At 64.0% G+C, this 16,894-nt stretch carries 11 protein-coding genes and 1 pseudogene; 7 read left to right on the top strand and 5 right to left on the bottom strand.

Features of this window, described 5'->3' with window-relative positions; genetic code table 11:
* The first annotated feature begins 35 nt into the window (after positions 1–35).
* From metG to IVA92_RS34680, 6 genes are all read left to right on the top strand, one after another.
* Positions 36–2,000, top strand: a complete 1,965-nt coding sequence (gene metG, locus IVA92_RS34705) for a methionine--tRNA ligase (RefSeq protein ID WP_247281104.1) — start codon at positions 36–38, stop codon at positions 1,998–2,000.
* Positions 2,001–2,012: 12 nt separating this feature from the next.
* Positions 2,013–2,789 (top strand): TatD family hydrolase, encoded by a 777-nt coding sequence (locus IVA92_RS34700; RefSeq protein WP_247281103.1) that lies wholly within the window; start codon positions 2,013–2,015, stop codon positions 2,787–2,789.
* Positions 2,790–2,802: 13 nt separating this feature from the next.
* Positions 2,803–3,600 (top strand): MBL fold metallo-hydrolase, encoded by a 798-nt coding sequence (locus IVA92_RS34695; protein ID WP_247281102.1) that lies wholly within the window; start codon positions 2,803–2,805, stop codon positions 3,598–3,600.
* Between the two features lie 164 nt (positions 3,601–3,764).
* Complete coding sequence (locus IVA92_RS34690; protein WP_247281131.1) at positions 3,765–4,358, top strand: TRAP transporter small permease; 594 nt, start codon at positions 3,765–3,767, stop codon at positions 4,356–4,358.
* A gap of 2 nt (positions 4,359–4,360) precedes the next feature.
* Complete coding sequence (locus IVA92_RS34685; RefSeq protein ID WP_247281101.1) at positions 4,361–5,674, top strand: TRAP transporter large permease subunit; 1,314 nt, start codon at positions 4,361–4,363, stop codon at positions 5,672–5,674.
* A 39-nt stretch (positions 5,675–5,713) separates the two neighbouring features.
* Entirely contained in the window at positions 5,714–6,691 is a 978-nt protein-coding gene (locus IVA92_RS34680; RefSeq protein WP_247281100.1) for a TRAP transporter substrate-binding protein, read from the top strand.
* Positions 6,692–6,763: 72 nt separating this feature from the next.
* Here the strand turns inward: IVA92_RS34680 and IVA92_RS34675 are convergent, their stop codons facing one another.
* Genes IVA92_RS34675 through IVA92_RS34665 form a run of 3 tightly spaced genes read right to left on the bottom strand, consistent with a single transcriptional unit; the run spans position 6,764 to position 11,359 of the window.
* Complete coding sequence (locus IVA92_RS34675; protein WP_247281099.1) at positions 6,764–8,413, bottom strand: acyl-CoA synthetase; 1,650 nt, start codon at positions 8,411–8,413, stop codon at positions 6,764–6,766.
* Between the two features lie 20 nt (positions 8,414–8,433).
* Positions 8,434–10,323 (bottom strand): TRAP transporter large permease subunit, encoded by a 1,890-nt coding sequence (locus tag IVA92_RS34670; protein WP_247281098.1) that lies wholly within the window; start codon positions 10,321–10,323, stop codon positions 8,434–8,436.
* A gap of 16 nt (positions 10,324–10,339) precedes the next feature.
* A complete protein-coding gene (locus IVA92_RS34665) occupies positions 10,340–11,359 on the bottom strand; it encodes a TRAP transporter substrate-binding protein (RefSeq protein ID WP_247281097.1) in 1,020 nt (339 codons plus the stop codon).
* Between the two features lie 480 nt (positions 11,360–11,839).
* On the opposite strand from IVA92_RS34665, the pseudogene IVA92_RS34660 reads away from it, so the two are divergent.
* Positions 11,840–13,046 (top strand): annotated as a pseudogene (locus IVA92_RS34660) (Xaa-Pro peptidase family protein).
* A 142-nt stretch (positions 13,047–13,188) separates the two neighbouring features.
* Here the strand turns inward: IVA92_RS34660 and fsrB are convergent.
* Positions 13,189–14,481 (bottom strand): siderophore utilization protein FsrB, encoded by a 1,293-nt coding sequence (gene fsrB, locus IVA92_RS34655; protein WP_247281096.1) that lies wholly within the window; start codon positions 14,479–14,481, stop codon positions 13,189–13,191.
* Positions 14,482–14,538: 57 nt separating this feature from the next.
* Complete coding sequence (locus IVA92_RS34650; RefSeq protein WP_247281130.1) at positions 14,539–16,527, bottom strand: TonB-dependent siderophore receptor; 1,989 nt, start codon at positions 16,525–16,527, stop codon at positions 14,539–14,541.
* Positions 16,528–16,894: the final 367 nt, after the last annotated feature.

The following is a 16,894-nucleotide window of genomic DNA, read 5'->3' as shown; positions in this document are numbered from 1 at the left end:
TTCCAATTTTCGAGAAGCCGGTAAAGGAATTCGTGGTGGCAACGCGAGCTAAAAAAACCGCCAAGGGCAAGAAGAAGGCTGCGAAGAAAGCGGTCAAGAAAGCCACGAAGAAGGCTGTGAAGGCGCGTGCGCGCAAAGGTGCCAAGACGGTCAAGAAGACCAAGAAGGTTGTCGCCAAAAAAGGCGTGAAGAAGAGCGCAGGGAAGACGGCAAAGAAGGCCGGCCGGGCGGCGAAGAAGCAGGTCGTCGCCAAAAAGGCCTCGAAGAAAACCGCCGCCCAAACGCCGGCCAAGGCTCCGGCGAAGAACGTGGTCAAGAAGGCGAGGGTGACTGCGCCTGCCGTGATCGCCGCGCCAGCTCCTGTCGCCGCTCCTCAAAGAGCCGCCAAGCTGAAGGCGCCGCGTGCGCCAAAGCCCGTCGCAGCGCCGCAAACGGCCGCGCCCGTTGCCACCCCCGCGCGCGATAACGTCTTCTACATCACGACCGCCATTGCCTATCCCAACGGAAGCCCGCATATAGGCCACGCCTATGAGGCGATCGCGACCGACGTGCTGGCGCGCTTTGCGCGGCTCGATGGCAAGGACGTGTTCTTCCTGACCGGCACCGACGAGCACGGTCAAAAAATGGTGCAGACGGCGGCCGGTGAAAACATGTCCGTGTCCGCGCTCGCGACCCGCAATGCCGGCCGCTTCAAGGAGATGGATGAGCGCCTGAACGTGTCGTTCGACCGCTTCATCCGCACCACCGAGGAGCAGCATCATCGCTCCAGCCAGGAGATTTGGCGGCGCATGGAAGCGAACGGCGACATCTATGCCGATACCTATTCGGGGTGGTACTCGGTCCGTGACGAGGCGTATTACGCCGAGGACGAGACGCGCCTGAACGATGACGGGTTGCGGCTCGGACCGCAGGGCACGCCGGTCGAATGGGTCGAGGAGAAGAGCTATTTCTTTCGCCTATCGGCGTACCAGGACAAGCTGCTCAAGCTTTATGCGGATCATCCCGATTTCATCGGGCCCGACTCCCGCAAGAACGAGGTGGTAAGCTTCGTCAGAGGTGGCCTGCGCGATCTCTCGATCTCGCGCACGACCTTCGACTGGGGCGTCAAGGTGCCCGGCGATGAAGAGCACGTGATGTATGTCTGGGTCGATGCGCTGACCAATTACATCACCGGCGTCGGCTTCCCCGACGAGAGCGACGAGAACTGGCGCTACTGGCCCGCCGACGTGCACATCATCGGCAAGGACATCATCCGTTTCCATGCGGTGTATTGGCCGGCGTTCCTGATGTCGGCGGGCATTCCGCTGCCGAAGCGGATCTATGCCCACGGCTTCCTGTTCAACAGGGGCGAGAAGATGTCGAAGTCGGTTGGCAACGTCGTCGATCCCTTCAACCTCGCCGACCAGTATGGCGTCGACCAGATGCGCTATTTCTTCCTGCGCGAGGTGCCGTTCGGCCAGGACGGCAACTACAATCACGAGGCCATCGTCGCGCGCATTAACGCCGATCTCGCCAACGATCTCGGCAACCTTGCGCAGCGCTCGCTGTCGATGATCGCCAGGCAGCTCGGCGGCGTGCTGCCGGAGCCCGGCGAGTTCAGCGACAACGACAACGCAATCTTGGCGATGGCCGACGGCATGATCGCCACGTCGCGTGAAGCCATGGCCACGCAGCAGATCCACCAATGGCTCAACGCCGTGTGGGCCGTGGTGGCGGAGGCCAACCGCTATTTCGCGGGCGAGGCGCCGTGGGCGCTCGCCAAGACCGATCCCGCCAGGCAGAAGACCGTGCTTTACGTCACCGCGGAAGTCGTGCGCCAGATCGCGATTCTGACGCAGCCGGCGATGCCGACCGCCTCGGGATTGCTGCTCGACAGCCTCGGCATCCCGGAAGCCGAGCGCAGCTTCGCCACCCTGGGTGGCACCTCGCGCATCGCGCCGGGCTCGACGCTGCCGGCGCCGAAACCGGCGTTCCCGCGCTACGTCGAGCCGGCGGCCTGAGGCGGTCGCGCGATGCTGGTCGACAGTCATTGCCACCTGGATTTTCCGGACTTTGCGGAAGATCTCGACGGGATCGTGTCGCGTGCGCGTGCAGCCGGCGTCAAACGCATGGTCACGATCTCGACGCGGGTGCGGAAGCTGAACGATCTCGTCGCCATTGCCGAGCGCTACGACGATGTCTATTGCTCGGTCGGCACTCACCCGCACAATGCGGATGAGGAGGACGGCATCGCGCCGGACGAGCTGATCGCGCTGACGCAGCATCCCAAGGTCGTCGCGCTCGGTGAAGCCGGGCTCGATTATTTCTATGACAACGGCTCACCGGAGGCGCAGGCGAGGGGCTTTCGCGCCCACATTGCCGCCGCCCGCGCCACCGGCCTGCCGCTGGTGATCCACACCCGCGAGGCGGACGAGGACTGTGCCAGCATCCTGGAGGATGAGGCCGCACGCGGATCGTTTCGCGCGGTGCTGCATTGTTACACCGGCGGGCGCGAGCTGGCGCTGAAGGCGGTCTCGCTCGGGCTGTATATCGGCTTCACGGGTATCCTGACCTTCAAGAAGTCGGAATCCCTGCGCGCGCTTGCGGCCGAACTGCCGCGCGATCGTATTCTGGTCGAGACGGACTCGCCTTATCTTGCGCCCGGAAAATTCCGGGGCAAACGCAACGAACCGGCCTATGTGGTCGAAGTCGCAAAGGTGCTCGCCGAGACACGCGGCGTGTCGACCGAGGAAATCTCGCGCCAGACCACCGAAAACTTCTTCCGTCTGTTCTCGAAGGTGAAAGCTTGAGACTGGGAGCCGCATGACACTGACGCTGACGATCCTGGGCTGCGGCTCCTCCGCCGGCGTGCCGCGCCCGGCGCTCGGCTGGGGCGCCTGCGATCCCAACAATCCCAAGAACCGCCGTCGCCGCTGCTCGCTGCTGGTCGAACGAAAGTCCGAGCACGGCACCACACGCATCTTGATCGACACCTCGCCGGACCTGCGCGAGCAATTGCTTTCCACCAACGTCGACCACATCGATGCCGTGTTCTTGACCCACGAGCATGCCGACCAGACCCATGGCATGGACGATCTGCGTTCGGTCGTCATGCACATGCGACGGCGCATCCCGACCTACTTCAACCAGTCGACCGCGAAGGACATCCTGTCGCGGTTCTCCTACTGCTTCATCTCGCCGGAGGGCAGCGACTATCCGCCGATCCTGACGCGGCATTCGATCGAGGCGGGCGAAAGTCAGACGATTTTGGGGAAGGGCGGCGCGGTGACGATGACCGCCTTCCTGGTGCAGCACGGCAATATTCCCGCGCTCGGCTACCGCATCGGGGATGCCGCCTACACACCCGACCTCAACGACATCCCGCGCGAGAGCTGGGGCGCATTGGAAAATCTGGACCTCTGGATCGTCGACGGCCTGCGCTACACCAGTCATGTCAGCCATTTCAGCATCAACGATGCGCTGTCGTGGATCGAACGTTTCAAGCCGAAGCGCGCGGTCATCACCAACATGACCGCCGACGTCGATTACGAGGTCATCAGGCAGTCGCTGCCCGCGGGCGTGGTGCCGGCCTATGACGGGCTGCGACTGGAGACGCACTAAACCCGCGGTGGAAATTCTCCTGGCAGCCGGCATACACCTTGCTTGTGGCCGCCTCATCATGTTGATCTAACGTCTGAAAGACAGGCGTCGGACAGGGCGATATTCAAGCAGGACCAGCACTTGACGTGCAATCGCCGGGGTCGGTTGAATCGCCTCATGTGAAGATGGGGATTGCGTTGGCAGCGGACGATGTAGCGGCTCGAGGACTGGTGCGACGCGCTCTGGACCTCCTTTATCTCGGCGCGGGCTACGCCGCGGGCGTCTTCCTGGTTGCGATCTTTGCAATCATGATGGTCATGTCGGTCGGGCGTCAGTTTGCGATCAACATTCCCGCCGGCGACGATTTCGCGTCCTGGTGCATGGCCGCGATGGCTTTCCTAGGACTCGCGCACACCTTCAAGCGCGGAGAGATGATCCGTGTCGGCCTGCTGCTGGAGCGTCTGCACGGGCGGACCAAGCAGGTGGCTGAGATCGTTGCGCTCGGCATTGCCGCGGCGTTCATCCTCTATTTCACCTGGCATGCCGTGCGGATGACCTACGATTCCTGGCGCTTTAACGACGTGGCGCAGGGCGTCGTCGCGCTTCCGCTCTGGATTCCGCAGCTCGGCTTTGCTGGCGGCCTTGCGATCCTGTCGATCGCGCTGATCGATGAAATGGTCAATGTCGTCGGCGGCAACCGGCCGAGCTACGAGAAGGGCTCGCCGGACGAGACGCCCGACGAATTCATCGAGCGCATCTCGCAGGGCGGCGGAGGTTGAGCATGGCCAATCTCGGCATGATCGAGCTGTCGTTCATCCTGCTCGGCGTCATGATCCTGCTGCTCGGCAGCGGCGTCTGGATCGCGGTCTCGCTCGGGCTCGTCGGCTTCGTGGCGATGGCGCTAACGACGAGTTTGCCGCTCGGTACGGTGCTCGCCACCACGACCTGGAGCGCGAGCGCGTCCTGGACGCTGGCTGCACTGCCGCTGTTCATCTGGATGGGAGAGATACTTTTCCGGACAAAATTATCGGAAGAGATGTTCCGCGGCCTGTCACCCTGGGTGCAGTGGCTGCCGGGACGGCTGACGCATGTGAATGTGATCGGCTGCGGCATCTTCGCGGCGGTGTCGGGCTCGTCGGCCGCGACCTGTGCGACCATCGGCAAGATCGCACTGCCGGAACTCGACAAGCGTGGCTACGACAAGGGCCTGAGCCTCGGATCGCTCGCGGGCTCCGGCACGCTCGGGCTCTTGATTCCGCCCTCAATCCCGATGGTGGTCTATGCCGTCACGGCGAATGTCTCCGTGCTCCAGGTGTTCCTCGGCGGCTTCCTGCCGGGCGTGCTCGTGATTGTGCTCTATTCCGGCTACATCATCATCTGGTCGCTGCTCAACCCAAAGAAAATTCCGCCGCGCGATCCGCCGATGCCGTTCCGGCAGAAGCTCCGCGAGTCGGCCAAGCTGGCGCCCTGCCTGCTGCTGATCCTGACGGTCTTCCTGTCGCTCGTGCTCGGCTTCGCGACGGCGACGGAATGCGCTGCGTGGGGTGTCTCAGGCGCGCTGCTGCTGGCGTGGTGGAGCGGCACGCTCACGCGCAAGAACTTCCTCGAGAGCATCATGAGCGCGACGCGCCTGACCTGCATGATCATGCTAATCCTGGCAGGCGCGGCCTATACGACGGCTGCGATGGCCTATACGGGTATTCCGGCGGCGCTCGCCACCTGGGTCCAGGGGCAGCAGCTCACACCCGGCATGCTCGCCCTCTATCTCAGCATCATGTACATCATCCTGGGATGCCTGATCGACGGCATTTCGATGATCGTCCTGACCGCCGTCATCGTACTGCCCATGGTCAGGCAGGCGGGCCTCGATCTGGTCTGGTTCGGCGTCTATCTCATCATCCACGTCGAGATGGCGCAAATCACGCCACCGGTGGGCTTCAATCTGTTCGTGCTCCAGAACATGAGTGGCCGCGATACGTTCACCGTTGCACGGGCGGCCTTCCCATTCTTCGTCCTGCTGCTGGCCGCCGTGTTCATCATCACGGAGTATCCGCAGATCGTGATGTTCTTGCCGAAGCTTGCTTTCCCAGACTGAGCATACCCGTCTTTCAGATTGACCTTAAGGAGAAGCCCGATGATGTCTCGTTTAGTCCGCGCGTGCCTGATCGCCGGCGTCGTGATGGCCGCGGCACCTGCTTTGGCCCAGACCAAATGGAATTTGCCGGCCGCCTATCCTGCCGACAATCCGCACTCCGAAAATCTGATCGCCTTCGCCAAGGACGTCGAGGCCGCCACGTCCGGCAAGCTCCAGATCACCGTTCATCCGGGGGCCTCGCTGTTCAAGGCGCCCGACATCAAGCGCGCGGTGGTGACCGGGCAGGCGCAGATGGGTGAGGTGCTGCTGTCGATCCACGAGAACGAGGACCCGCTCTTCGGTGTCGACGTCGTGCCGTTCCTCGCGACCAGCTTCCCCGACGCGATGAAGCTGTATCAGGCCTCCAAGTCCGCGATCGCCAAGAAGCTCGATGCGCAGGGCCTCAAGCTGCTGTTCGCCGTGCCGTGGGCGCCGCAGGGCGTCTACGTCAACAAGCCGCTCGCGACGATCGAAGACATGAAGGGCCTGAAGTGGCGCGCCTATAATGTCGGCACCGCGCGCATCGGCGAGTTGGTCGGCGCACAATCGGTCACGATCCAGGCTGCCGAACTGCCGCAGGCACTTGCGACCGGCGTGGTGAACTCCTTCATGTCGTCGGGCGGCACGGGTTACGATGCGAAGGCCTGGGAGTCGCTCAAATACTTCTACGACGTGCAGGCCTGGATTCCGAAGGACTACACCTTCGTGAACAAGGCCGCGTTCGAGGCGCTCGACAAGCCGACGCAGGAGGCGATCCTCAAGGCGGCTGCGACGGCGGAAACCCGCGGCTGGAAGGCCTGGCAAGACAAGAGCACCTGGTACATCGAACAGCTCAAGGCCAAAGGCATGACGGTGGAGCCGCCGAGCCCCGCCCTCAAGGCCGGCTTCCAGAAGATCGGCGAGCAGCTCACCGCCGACTGGCTCAAGAAGGCCGGACCCGATGGCCAGGCGCTGATCGACGCCTACAAGAAGATGTGAGGACAAAGCAAAATCCTGCCCCACCAAACAGGCGTGGGAGCAGGATTTACTCGCAGGCTGCGCGAGGTGACCTCAGGCCGAGATCGCCTTGGCCGAGCCGACCTCGTTGCGCAGCAGGAATTTCTGGATCTTGCCGGTCGAAGTCTTTGGAATCGGCCCGAATACGACAGCTTTCGGCGTCTTGAACCCAGACATGTGGCTGCGGCAGAAGGCGATGATGTCAGCCTCGCTCGCGCTGGCGCCGTCCTTCAGCTCGACGAAGGCGCAGGGCACCTCGCCCCATTTCGGATCGGGCTTGGCGACCACGGCGGCGAACAGCACGGCCGGGTGCTTGTAGAGGATGTCCTCGACCTCGACGGATGAGATGTTCTCGCCGCCGGAGATGATAATATCCTTGGACCGGTCCTTGATGATGACGTAGCCGTGCTCGTCGAGCACGCCGAGGTCGCCGGTGTGAAACCAGCCGCCCTCGAAGGCTTCCTTGGTCGCCTTCTCGTTCTTGAGGTAGCCCTTCATCACGATGTTGCCGCGGAACATGACCTCGCCGATGGTCTCGCCGTCGCGCGGCACCTCTTGCATCGTCTGCGGATTGATGACGGTGACGGCTTCCTGAAGCGGGTAGGGCACGCCTTGCCGGCGCTTCATGCGCGCGCGTTCGGCGGGCGGAAGCTCGTCCCAGCCGGGCTGCTCGGCGCAGACGGAGGCGGGGCCGTAGACCTCGGTCAGCCCGTAGACATGCGTCAGCTTGATGCCGATGCTTTCGGCGCCTTCGAGCACGGCGACGGGCGGCGCCGCACCTGCGATCAGGCCGACGACGCGGCGCGCGACCTCGCCCTTTGGCGCGTCGGGCGCATTGATCAGCGTGTTGTAGACGATCGGCGCGCCGCACATGTGGGTGACGCCGTGCTGCCTGATCAGCTCGAAGATTTTGGTCGGCTCGACCTTGCGCAGGCAGACATTGATGCCGGCTGAGGCTGCGATGGTCCAGGGGAAGCACCAACCGTTGCAATGGAACATCGGCAGCGTCCAGAGATACACCGGGTGCTGACCGAGATTGCCGGCGAGGATGTTGCTGACGGCATTCAGATACGCGCCGCGATGATGGGTGACCACGCCCTTGGGATTTCCCGTGGTGCCCGAGGTGTAGCTCAGCGCGATCGCATCCCATTCGTCGGTCGGCAGGACGGCCTCGAAGTTCGGGTCGCCTTGCGCGACGGCGTCCTCGTACTCGATCTCGCCGATGCGCTTGCCGCCCTTGAAGGCGGCATCGTCGACGTCGATCACGAATGGCCTTGGCCCGGTCATGTGTGCGAGTGCGTCACTGATGACACCGGAGAATTCCGGGTCAACCAGGATGATCTTGGCCCCGCCATGGTCAAGCTGAAACGCGATGGAAGGCGCATCGAGGCGGATGTTGAGCGCGTTGAGCACGGCGCCCGTCATGGGGACGGCAAAGTGCGCCTCGTTCATCGCCGGAACGTTCGGCAGCATCGCAGCAACGGTGTCACCGACGCCGATGCCCTTGCCTGTCAGGTAAGAGGCAAAGCGTCGGCAGCGCTCGTGCGTCTGCGCCCAGGTGAAGCTGCGGCCCTCATAGACGCTGCTGACGTGATCGGGATAGACGGCGGCGCTTCGCGCGAGGAAGCTCAACGGGCTGAGGGGCACATAATTGGCGGGGGTCTTGTCGAGGCCGATATTGTACTGGTTCTGCCGCTCACTCATCGACACCTCCTGAAAGCGCCTTAAAGGAATCCGATCGAGATCCAGGGGAAGATCGCGACGATGATCAATCCCACGAGCAGCGCCAGCAGATAGCCCCAGATCGGCCTGATGCCTTCGGCCGGGTCGACGCGTCCAATGGCGCAGGCGGCATAATAGCCGACGCCGAAGGGTGGGGCGAATAGCCCGATACCCATGGCGAGAATGATCACCATCGCATAGTGCACCTCGTGCACGCCGACGGCGCGGGCGATCGGGAACAGCAGCGGCCCGAACAGCACGATTGCCGGAATGCCCTCCAGCACGCTGCCGAGAATGGTGAAGGCCAGAATCGAGACGGCGATGAAGGTCGCCGCCCCGCCGGGCAATCCCGTCATGGCCGCCGCCAGCGAGCGCGAGAAGCCGGATTGGGTCAGGCCCCACGCCATGCCGGTTGCGGTGCCGATGATCAGCAGGATTGCGCCCGACAGCGCTGCGGTCTCGACCAGCATGGGAAACAACCGCCGCCAGTCGAAGCGGCGGTACACCAGAACGCCGACAAGGGCGCCGTAGACGATGCCGATGGTGGAGACCTCGGTGGCGGTCGCGATGCCCTCGACCACGGCGTAGCGGATCACGAAGGGCAGCGCGAGTGCGGGCAGGGCGATGATGAAAGTCCTGCCGACCTCGGATGCCTTGGCGCGGCGGACGTGGCTCATGTCCTCGTGGCGGTAGCGCCACCACACCAGCATGCAGAGCGTGATCGCCAGCACCACGCCGGGCAATAGACCGCCGGTGAAGAGGGCGGCGATCGACACGCCCGTGACCGAGCCGATGGTGATCAGCACGAGGCTGGGCGGAATGGTCTCGGTCTGGGCCCCCGTCGCCGCAAGGAGCGCGACGAGGTCGCCGGGCCTGGCGCCGCGCTGCTTCATCTCCGGGAACAGCACCGGCGCGACCGCCGCCATATCGGCGGCCTTGGCGCCGGAGATGCCGGAGACCAGGTACATCGCGCCGACCAGCACATAATGCAGGCCGCCGCGGACATGCCCGAGCAGGCTCGCCAGGAACGCCACCATGGCCCGCGCCATGCCGGTCATCTCGATCAGCAGCCCCAGGAACACGAACAGCGGCACCGAGAGCAGGATGAGGTGGCTCATGCCCTCATCCATCCGGCCGACCAGCACCATCACCGGCGTGCGCGTGGTCAGCGCCAGATAGCCGAAGATCGCGAGCCCGAAGCCGAACGCAATGGGAACGCCGGCAAAGACGCAGAAGCCGGCAACGCCGACGAAGAAGATGACCAGGTTGAGATTGCCGAGGGGGCGCAGCGATGGCTCCGCCAGCCAGAATGCGCCGATCAGGACCGCAACCGACAATACGGCGGCTGCAACCATCCGGTAATCGGCGGCGCGCAGCAGCCGCAGCAAGGCGAACGCCGCCATCAAGCCGATGCCGGCCGGCAGCGCCGCAGCACGCCACATATTCGAGATCTGGAGCGCCGGTGTGGTGATGTAGCTCTCTTCATAAGCATAGTCGCAGGACGGCCAGACGATCAGCACCAGGAACGCCAGCGCGGCCGATGTCGCGATCAGATCGAGATAGGCCCGCAACGCGGGCCGGGCACTGGCGACGACCGCGGTCATGCGCATGTGCTCGGAGCGGCGGAATGCGACTGCCGCGCCCAGCATGGCGAGCCACAGGAACAGGATCGAGGCGAGCTCGTCTGACCAGATCAGCGGCCGATGCAGTCCGTAGCGCGCAACCACGCCGGCAAACAGGATCGCGATCTCGGCGACGACCAGGATCGCCGCCGGGATCTCCACAAGAAGGCCAAGTGCGCGCTCCAGCGAAGCCAGCAACGAAGGTCGGCGAGGGGACTGAACAGTCGCCTCGCCCGCCACTTCGGTCACCTCGACTTCGACATGAGGCATGACGAGGCCTAACGCGTTACGACAGCTTGCCCACCGCCTTTTCCAGGAGGTCCCAGGCTTGATCGCCGTATTTGCCCTTCCATTCGGCATAGAAGCCGGCGGACCGCAGCTTGTCGCGGAACGGGGCCACGGCCGGCTGGTTGAAGGTCAGGCCCTTGCCCGCCAGCTCCTGCTGGAGATTGGCGTTGAGCTTGGCGGTATCCTCACGCTCCTTGACGGCAGCGGCGTTGATGTTCTTGGCGACGACGGTGCGTACGTCCTGCGGCAGCTTTTCCCAGGCACGGCGGTTGGCCAGGAACCAGAAGCCGTCCCACATGTGGTTGGTCAGCGAGCAGTACTTCTGCACCTCGTACAGCTTTGCGGTCGAGATGATCGCCAGCGGGTTCTCCTGGCCCTCGACGATCTTGGTCTGGAGCGCCGAATAGACCTCGGCGAAATTGATCGAGGCGGGCGCTGCATCGAATGCCTTGAACATCGAAGTCCATAGCGGCGACACCGGCACGCGGATCTTGAATCCCTTGAGATCGTCCGGACCGGTGATCGGCTTGGTCGACGATGTGGTCTGGCGGAAGCCGTTGTCCCAGATCTTGTCCATGACCTCGAGCCCCGCCTTCTTGATCTCGCCGCGGACGAAGGCGCCGAGATCGCCGTCCATGGCCTTCCAGACCGTGTCGTAGTCCGGGAACGCGAAGCCGATGCCGTTGATGGACGCCGCCGGCACCAGGGTCGAGAGGATCAGCCCTGACAGCGTGAAGAACTCGACGCCGCCGGAGCGGATCTGGCTCAGCATGTCGGTGTCCGACCCGAGCTGGTTGTTTGGAAAGATCTGGAGGTCGAACTTGCCGTTGGTCTCGGCCTTGATCGCCGCGGCCATCTCCTTGGCGCGCACGTTCAGCGGATGGCTGTCCGGCAGGTTGTTGGCGTATTTGTAGGTGAACTCGGCGCTCTGGGCGCGGGCCACATGGGGCGCACTGAGGCCGCCCAGGACCGCGGTCGCGGCGGAGGCCTTGAGAAGCGTGCGTCGGGAAAAGCTCATGGGTCTGCTTCCTCGGAGTTTGTTGTTGTTGTGAGATGCAAACCTATACGGACGCCGGGTCAGAAGGTCATCTGCGATCTCGCGAAGGCTCGCTTATTGCAGCCGGACAACGTCGCGGCAATATCGGCTTTCGGAGAGATGGCCGCACAAAAAATGCGAAAACAACCCCATGCACAGTAGCCGCCAAAGAGCCGGTGCGGCGGCCGGCGCAAACCCGAAAATGGGCCCGGATCGAAGGTGTAGTGGCAGGAATTTCATCTAAATGGCTGATCTAATTGTACATAAAGATATTCCATAATATACCTTATGCGAATCGTGGATATGGGCGTGCGCGGGTTGGGGCGCCTGACCTCCGAGCTATTCGGACCCTACTTCCGGCCCTAACATCAGGAGCCAACTGACCACCCGGCTATTAAGTCGGATGGTCATGATCAGGAATTCGCAGGCAGATCAAACCGCCGCGACCATGGGAGGTTCGTCATGCAGGAGACCGTTGCCGTTGCCGGCGCCGCCACCTCGGGCGCCATTCCGTTCGATGCCGCCAAGCTCGACCGTCTCATGGAGGCCGCCGGCCTCGACGTCCTGATCCGCGACCTCCAAGCACAATGTGCAGTATCTGCTGGGCGCCGAGCGCGCGATCTTCTTCGGCTACATGGACGCGCTCGGCGTCAGCCGCTATTTGCCGGTCCTGGTCTATCCCAAGGGCGCACCTGAGAAAGCGGTCTATGTCGGCCACCGGCTGGAGACCCATCAGCGCGCGGTCGCGCCGCCCTGGGTGCCGCAGGTCCGGACCGAATCCAATGGTTCGGTGGACGCCATTGCGCAGGCTGCGGGCCTGATTCGGCAGGCCGGCGTGCCATTGAACCGGATCGGTATCGAGATGCCGTTCATGCCGATGGACGCCGGGAAGGCGCTGGCCGACACCCTGCCCGGTGCCGAGCTCAAGGATGCGGTGCTGGTGCTGGAGCGGCTGCGGGCAGTCAAGTCGGCGGAGGAATTGGCGAAGCTGAAGACGGCGTCCGAGCTCGTCGTCGCATCCATGCTGGCGGTGATCGCCGGGCACGGTCGGGGCACGACCAAGCGGCAATTGTCGGAGGCGTTGCGCCTCGCCGAAGCCAACCGCGGCCTGACCTTCGAGTATTGCCTGCTGGCCTGCGGCAGCAGCCACAACCGGGCGCCATCGGCGCAGCACTGGGAGCAAGGCGAGGTGCTGTCGCTGGACTCCGGCGGCAATTATCACGGCTATATCGGCGACGTCGCCCGCATGGCCGTGTTGGGCGCGCCGGATGCGGAGCTGAAGGATTGTCTGGCCGAAATCGAGGCGGTCCAGCGCGCCGCCTTCGCGGCCGTCCGGCCGGGCGCCTTGGGCGGCGACATCTACGTCGCGGCCGAACGCCAGCTCGCCCAGATCACCCAGCGCGACTGCACCGATTTCCTCGCCCACGGCATGGGGCTCGTCAGCCACGAAGCCCCTCGCCTGACCGCCAGAGGTCCGATTCCCTACGACGACACCGACGCCCGTCAACCGCTCGAAGCCGGCATGGTGGTCTCGATCGAGACCACAATGAAGCATCCGAGGCGCGGCTTCATCAAGCTCGAGGATACAGTTGCGGTGACGTCGACGGGCTACGAAATTTTCGGCGAAGGTGGCCGCGGGTGGAATCTTGGCGGCAGCGCCTTAGCGTAGCGGCGGTTGATCGAGCTGGCTCTGCGCCCTTCTTGACGCCCGCCGCGAACCAGCTCTGGCTCGGCGCTTCCTTGGCGAAGCATTTCGCGCAGGTCGAGATAATGCCGCTCGGCGCGGCCGCATAGCTGGGCGATGCCACGCCCTACTCTGCTGGCGTGAGCTGCTGCTGGCCGAGGCGCATCGCCGCGGTCTCGCGCGCGCGGACGCGGGCACGGCGCTTGCGCCACCAGATCACGACGCCGGTGACCGAGAGTGCCGCCACGACGAGGCCCATGATCGAGATCAGGATGCGGCCGAACAGCCCGACGATGCGGCCCGAATGCAGCGGGAATTGCGCCTGCACGAAGATGTCGGCGGCGGTGCCGACCCAGGGCAGCCGTGCGCCAATGGGGCGGCCATCCTCGCTGTCGTAATAAAGCTGCGCCGGGCCGACGCCGCCGGCGCCGTGATCATCGCCAGGATGGAAAAAAGCGGCGGCATAGACGCCATGGGCCGGGCCGTAGCTGATCGCGCCGACCGGGGTGGTCCACCCTCGCCCCTTGCCGTCGGCCGCCGCGCGCGCCGCAATCTCGGCAAAGGTGACCTTGGGCTCGATGGGATCGTCGAGATCGCGATAACGCCGCTGCTCATAGGGCGTCGGGGTGTAGTTCGACACCATCTTCATCAGCGGCGAGAACACCTCGAAATAGAGGTTCAGCGAGAATGCCGTGAAGGCGATGACGAACAGCACGCCCCAGGTCCACAGGCTGAAGGCACGGTGGATGTCGAAATTGATCCGGTAGGCGCTGCCCGAAGTCTTGATGGTCCAGGCTGGCGCCCAGCGCGCCCAGAAACCGCGCTCGAGCTGGCGCGTGACTTCCGGCGCCCGCGCCGCCTTGGCGCGCCTGCGCGAGGGCAGCGTCAGATAGAAGCCGACGAAGCAATCGATGGTCCAGATGATGGCGATCACGCCGAGCACGCGCATGCCCCAGCGGTCGCTGCCCCAGAATTCCGGGATGTGCATGGTGTAGTGCAGCTTGTAAAGGAAGGAGACGAAATTCTCCCGCGTCACCGGCCATACCGCGCCCCAATAGCGCCGGCCGAGCTCGGCGCCGGTGTTGGGATCGAGGAAGACCTGATTGTAGTCGAGCGGGTAACGCTTGCCGGTTGCGGGATCGATCCGCGGCATGACGAAGAACCACAGCGAGTGGCCCTCCTCCGGCGTCATGAAGAGATAGACGACGCGCGCGCGGGGATCGCGCTGCTCGATCATCTTGGCGAGCTCGATCGAGGGAATCGCCGGACCCTTGCTGCTGACGTCGAACAGGTGACTGTTCAGGACATCGTCGATCTCGTGATCCCAGGAGATGATCGCCCCGGTGATGCCGGAGAAGAACAGGAAGCCGGCGGTGAGCAGTCCCGCCCAGCGATGCAACCTGCCGAATATCGCTCTCATCGTCTCCCACTCTCATCCATCAGGTCCGGCTCCCCATTCCCGGACCTCGGTGCGAACTCACCAGCGGTAGGTCAACTTGCCGATCGCTTTGCGCCCCTCGGCATACATGCAGCCCGACAGGCTGTAACACGCAGCGACATAGCGCGTGTCGGCAAGGTTGGTCACGTTGAGCGACAGCCGCCAATTGTCACGGGTGTAGGCGAGCAGCGCGTCGAGCACGGTCGAGGATCCCACCTTGAACGTGTTGGCATCGTCACCCCAGGTCGCGCCGACATAGCGGATGCCGCCGCCGAACTGCAGGCCTGCGAGCGGCCCGTTTTGAAGCGTGTAATCGCTCCACAGCGAGGCGCGGTTGAGCGGCACGGTGACGGGGGCCTTGCCGACATTCACCGGATCCTGCGTGACCATGGCGTCGACATAGGCATAGGCCGCGCGCAGGTTCCAGCCGTCCGCGAGCGACATCGTGCCTTCGAGTTCGATGCCGCGCGATTTCACCTGACCTGTCTGTTCGGCAAAGACGATCCCAGGCGCGTAGGTGACGACGTTGTCGCGCGTCAGGTCGAAAGCGGCGAAGGTGAACAGCGCATTCCATCCGATCGGCTGGTACTTGACTCCGACTTCGTACTGGACGCCCGTCTCGGGATTGAGCATCTGCCCGGCCGGTCCTGTCGCGAGCACCGGCAGAAACGACTCGGAATAGCTGAAATAAGGGGCGATGCCGTTGTCGAAATTGTACATGACGGCGGCGCGGCCGGTGAAGGCCGAAGCATCCTTCGAGACCGACGTGTTGGTGATACCGCTGTCGAGCTGCGTCGTCACGAAATCCTGGCGGCCGCCGAGCTGAAACGACAGCCGACCGAGCTTGATCTGATCCTGCGCGTAGAGGCCGACCTGCGACTGCTTGACGCCGGTGTTGTCGTACATGCCGCCGAGGGTCCAATCGTAGCTGTAGACCGGGTTGAAGACGTTGACCTCCGGCGACGACGTCGTGACGGCAAAGGCTGTGTCGCGAAATGCGGTGTTGCGATAGTCGATCCCGACCAGCGTGGTATGGCTGAGGATGCCGGTGGTGAACTTGCCCTGGAGCTGGTTGTCCACCGCGAAGGAATTGATGTAGGAGTTGCTGTAGCTGCCGAAACGCCCCAGCTGCCCCGCCGCCTCGTCAGTGTATCCCGTGCCGTAGAAGGTCTTTTCCTCGTTGTGCTGATAGGCGTAGCGCAGGTTCTGGCGGAACGTGATGTTGTCGGTGAAATTGTGCGAGAGCTGGTAGCCGGCGGTCGCAATCTCGGTGTTGAACGCGTTGAAGCTCGGCACTCCCGCGAAGAACGAGACGGGGATGGTGCGGCCGTTGTTCGGCCACACCGTGCCCGAAGCCGGCAGGAACTGAAGGCCCCACCCTGCCCGATCCCTCTGATAGTTGGCGAGGAGCGTGATCGTCGTGTCCTCGTTCGGCTTGAAGGTGACGGCGGGCGCGATGAAGACGCGGTTGTCCTTGGTGAAGTCGACTTGGGTCTCGCCGTCGCGGACCACACCGGTGAGGCGCCACAGCACGGTGCCTTCCTTGTTGGCAGGGCCGCCCATGTCGAACTGGCCCTGATAGCGATTGAAGCTGCCGCCCGAGATCGAGGCCTCGCCGAACTGCTGCGCGGTCGGCAGCTTGATCACATAGTTGAGGATGCCGCCCGTGCCGCTGCCGCCATACATCGCCGAGGACGGCCCCTTGAGGACCTCGATGCGCTCGGCCCCGTAGGGATCGAGGCCGTTGAAGTGCACGTAGTTGCTGGATGGAATCCGCAAGCCGTCGACGTAGAGGCCTGACATGGTCGTGTCGAAGCCGCGGATCTGGAGGGCGCCGAAGCGCGTGTCCGATCCGCCATTGACGTCGCCGCTGATGCCCGCGCTGTAGCGCAGCGCCTCGCCGATCGAGACCGCACCCTGATTCCTGACCTGATCGGTGGTGACGACGGATACTGATTGTGGGGTTTCGATCAGCGGCGTATCCGTCTTGGTGGCGGTGCCGCTCCGCGTGGCAACGAAACCGCGCACCGGGCCATTGGCGCGTTCGCCGGTACCGCTGTTCGATGCCGATGCGGACTGGGTTGGCGCAGCCTGTTGCGCCGGAGCGCGACGATTGGCACGTGCGGTGCGTGTTGCCGACGACCGCCGGGACGAGGCAACGGCGGCCGGACGGCCGCGCTGCGCCGGCGCGTCGACGGTGACAGCGGGAATCTGAGTCTGCGCCTGCACGGAACTGAAGGGCACGGCGAAAGAGAATGTGCTGACCGCTCCGAGGAAAAGCACCTGAATCTGTCGAAGACGCGTATCGGAACGCGAAGGAAGTCGGAAGTCGGTCACGTCGCTCAAGGCCCCACGCACTGCCGGCTTTGCCGGTATCGTTTTTGATGCCCCGGCC

The sequence above is a fragment of the Bradyrhizobium sp. 154 genome, from assembly GCF_023073875.1.
Taxonomy (GTDB): Bacteria; Pseudomonadota; Alphaproteobacteria; order Rhizobiales; family Xanthobacteraceae; genus Bradyrhizobium.
This window is presented reverse-complemented; position numbering and strand designations above follow the sequence as displayed.

Bases quoted from the DNA above. Each gene is read 5' to 3' on its own strand.
- IVA92_RS34695 (WP_247281102.1), top strand. From the start codon at position 2,803: ATGACACTGACGCTGACGATCCTGGGCTGCGGCTCCTCCGCCGGCGTG.
- IVA92_RS34680 (WP_247281100.1), top strand. From the start codon at position 5,714: ATGATGTCTCGTTTAGTCCGCGCGTGCCTGATCGCCGGCGTCGTGATG.
- fsrB (WP_247281096.1), bottom strand. From the start codon at position 14,481: ATGAGAGCGATATTCGGCAGGTTGCATCGCTGGGCGGGACTGCTCACC.
- IVA92_RS34685 (WP_247281101.1), top strand. From the start codon at position 4,361: ATGGCCAATCTCGGCATGATCGAGCTGTCGTTCATCCTGCTCGGCGTC.
- IVA92_RS34700 (WP_247281103.1), top strand. From the start codon at position 2,013: ATGCTGGTCGACAGTCATTGCCACCTGGATTTTCCGGACTTTGCGGAA.
- IVA92_RS34690 (WP_247281131.1), top strand. From the start codon at position 3,765: ATGGGGATTGCGTTGGCAGCGGACGATGTAGCGGCTCGAGGACTGGTG.
- IVA92_RS34675 (WP_247281099.1), bottom strand. From the start codon at position 8,413: ATGAGTGAGCGGCAGAACCAGTACAATATCGGCCTCGACAAGACCCCC.
- IVA92_RS34665 (WP_247281097.1), bottom strand. From the start codon at position 11,359: ATGAGCTTTTCCCGACGCACGCTTCTCAAGGCCTCCGCCGCGACCGCG.
- IVA92_RS34670 (WP_247281098.1), bottom strand. From the start codon at position 10,323: ATGCCTCATGTCGAAGTCGAGGTGACCGAAGTGGCGGGCGAGGCGACT.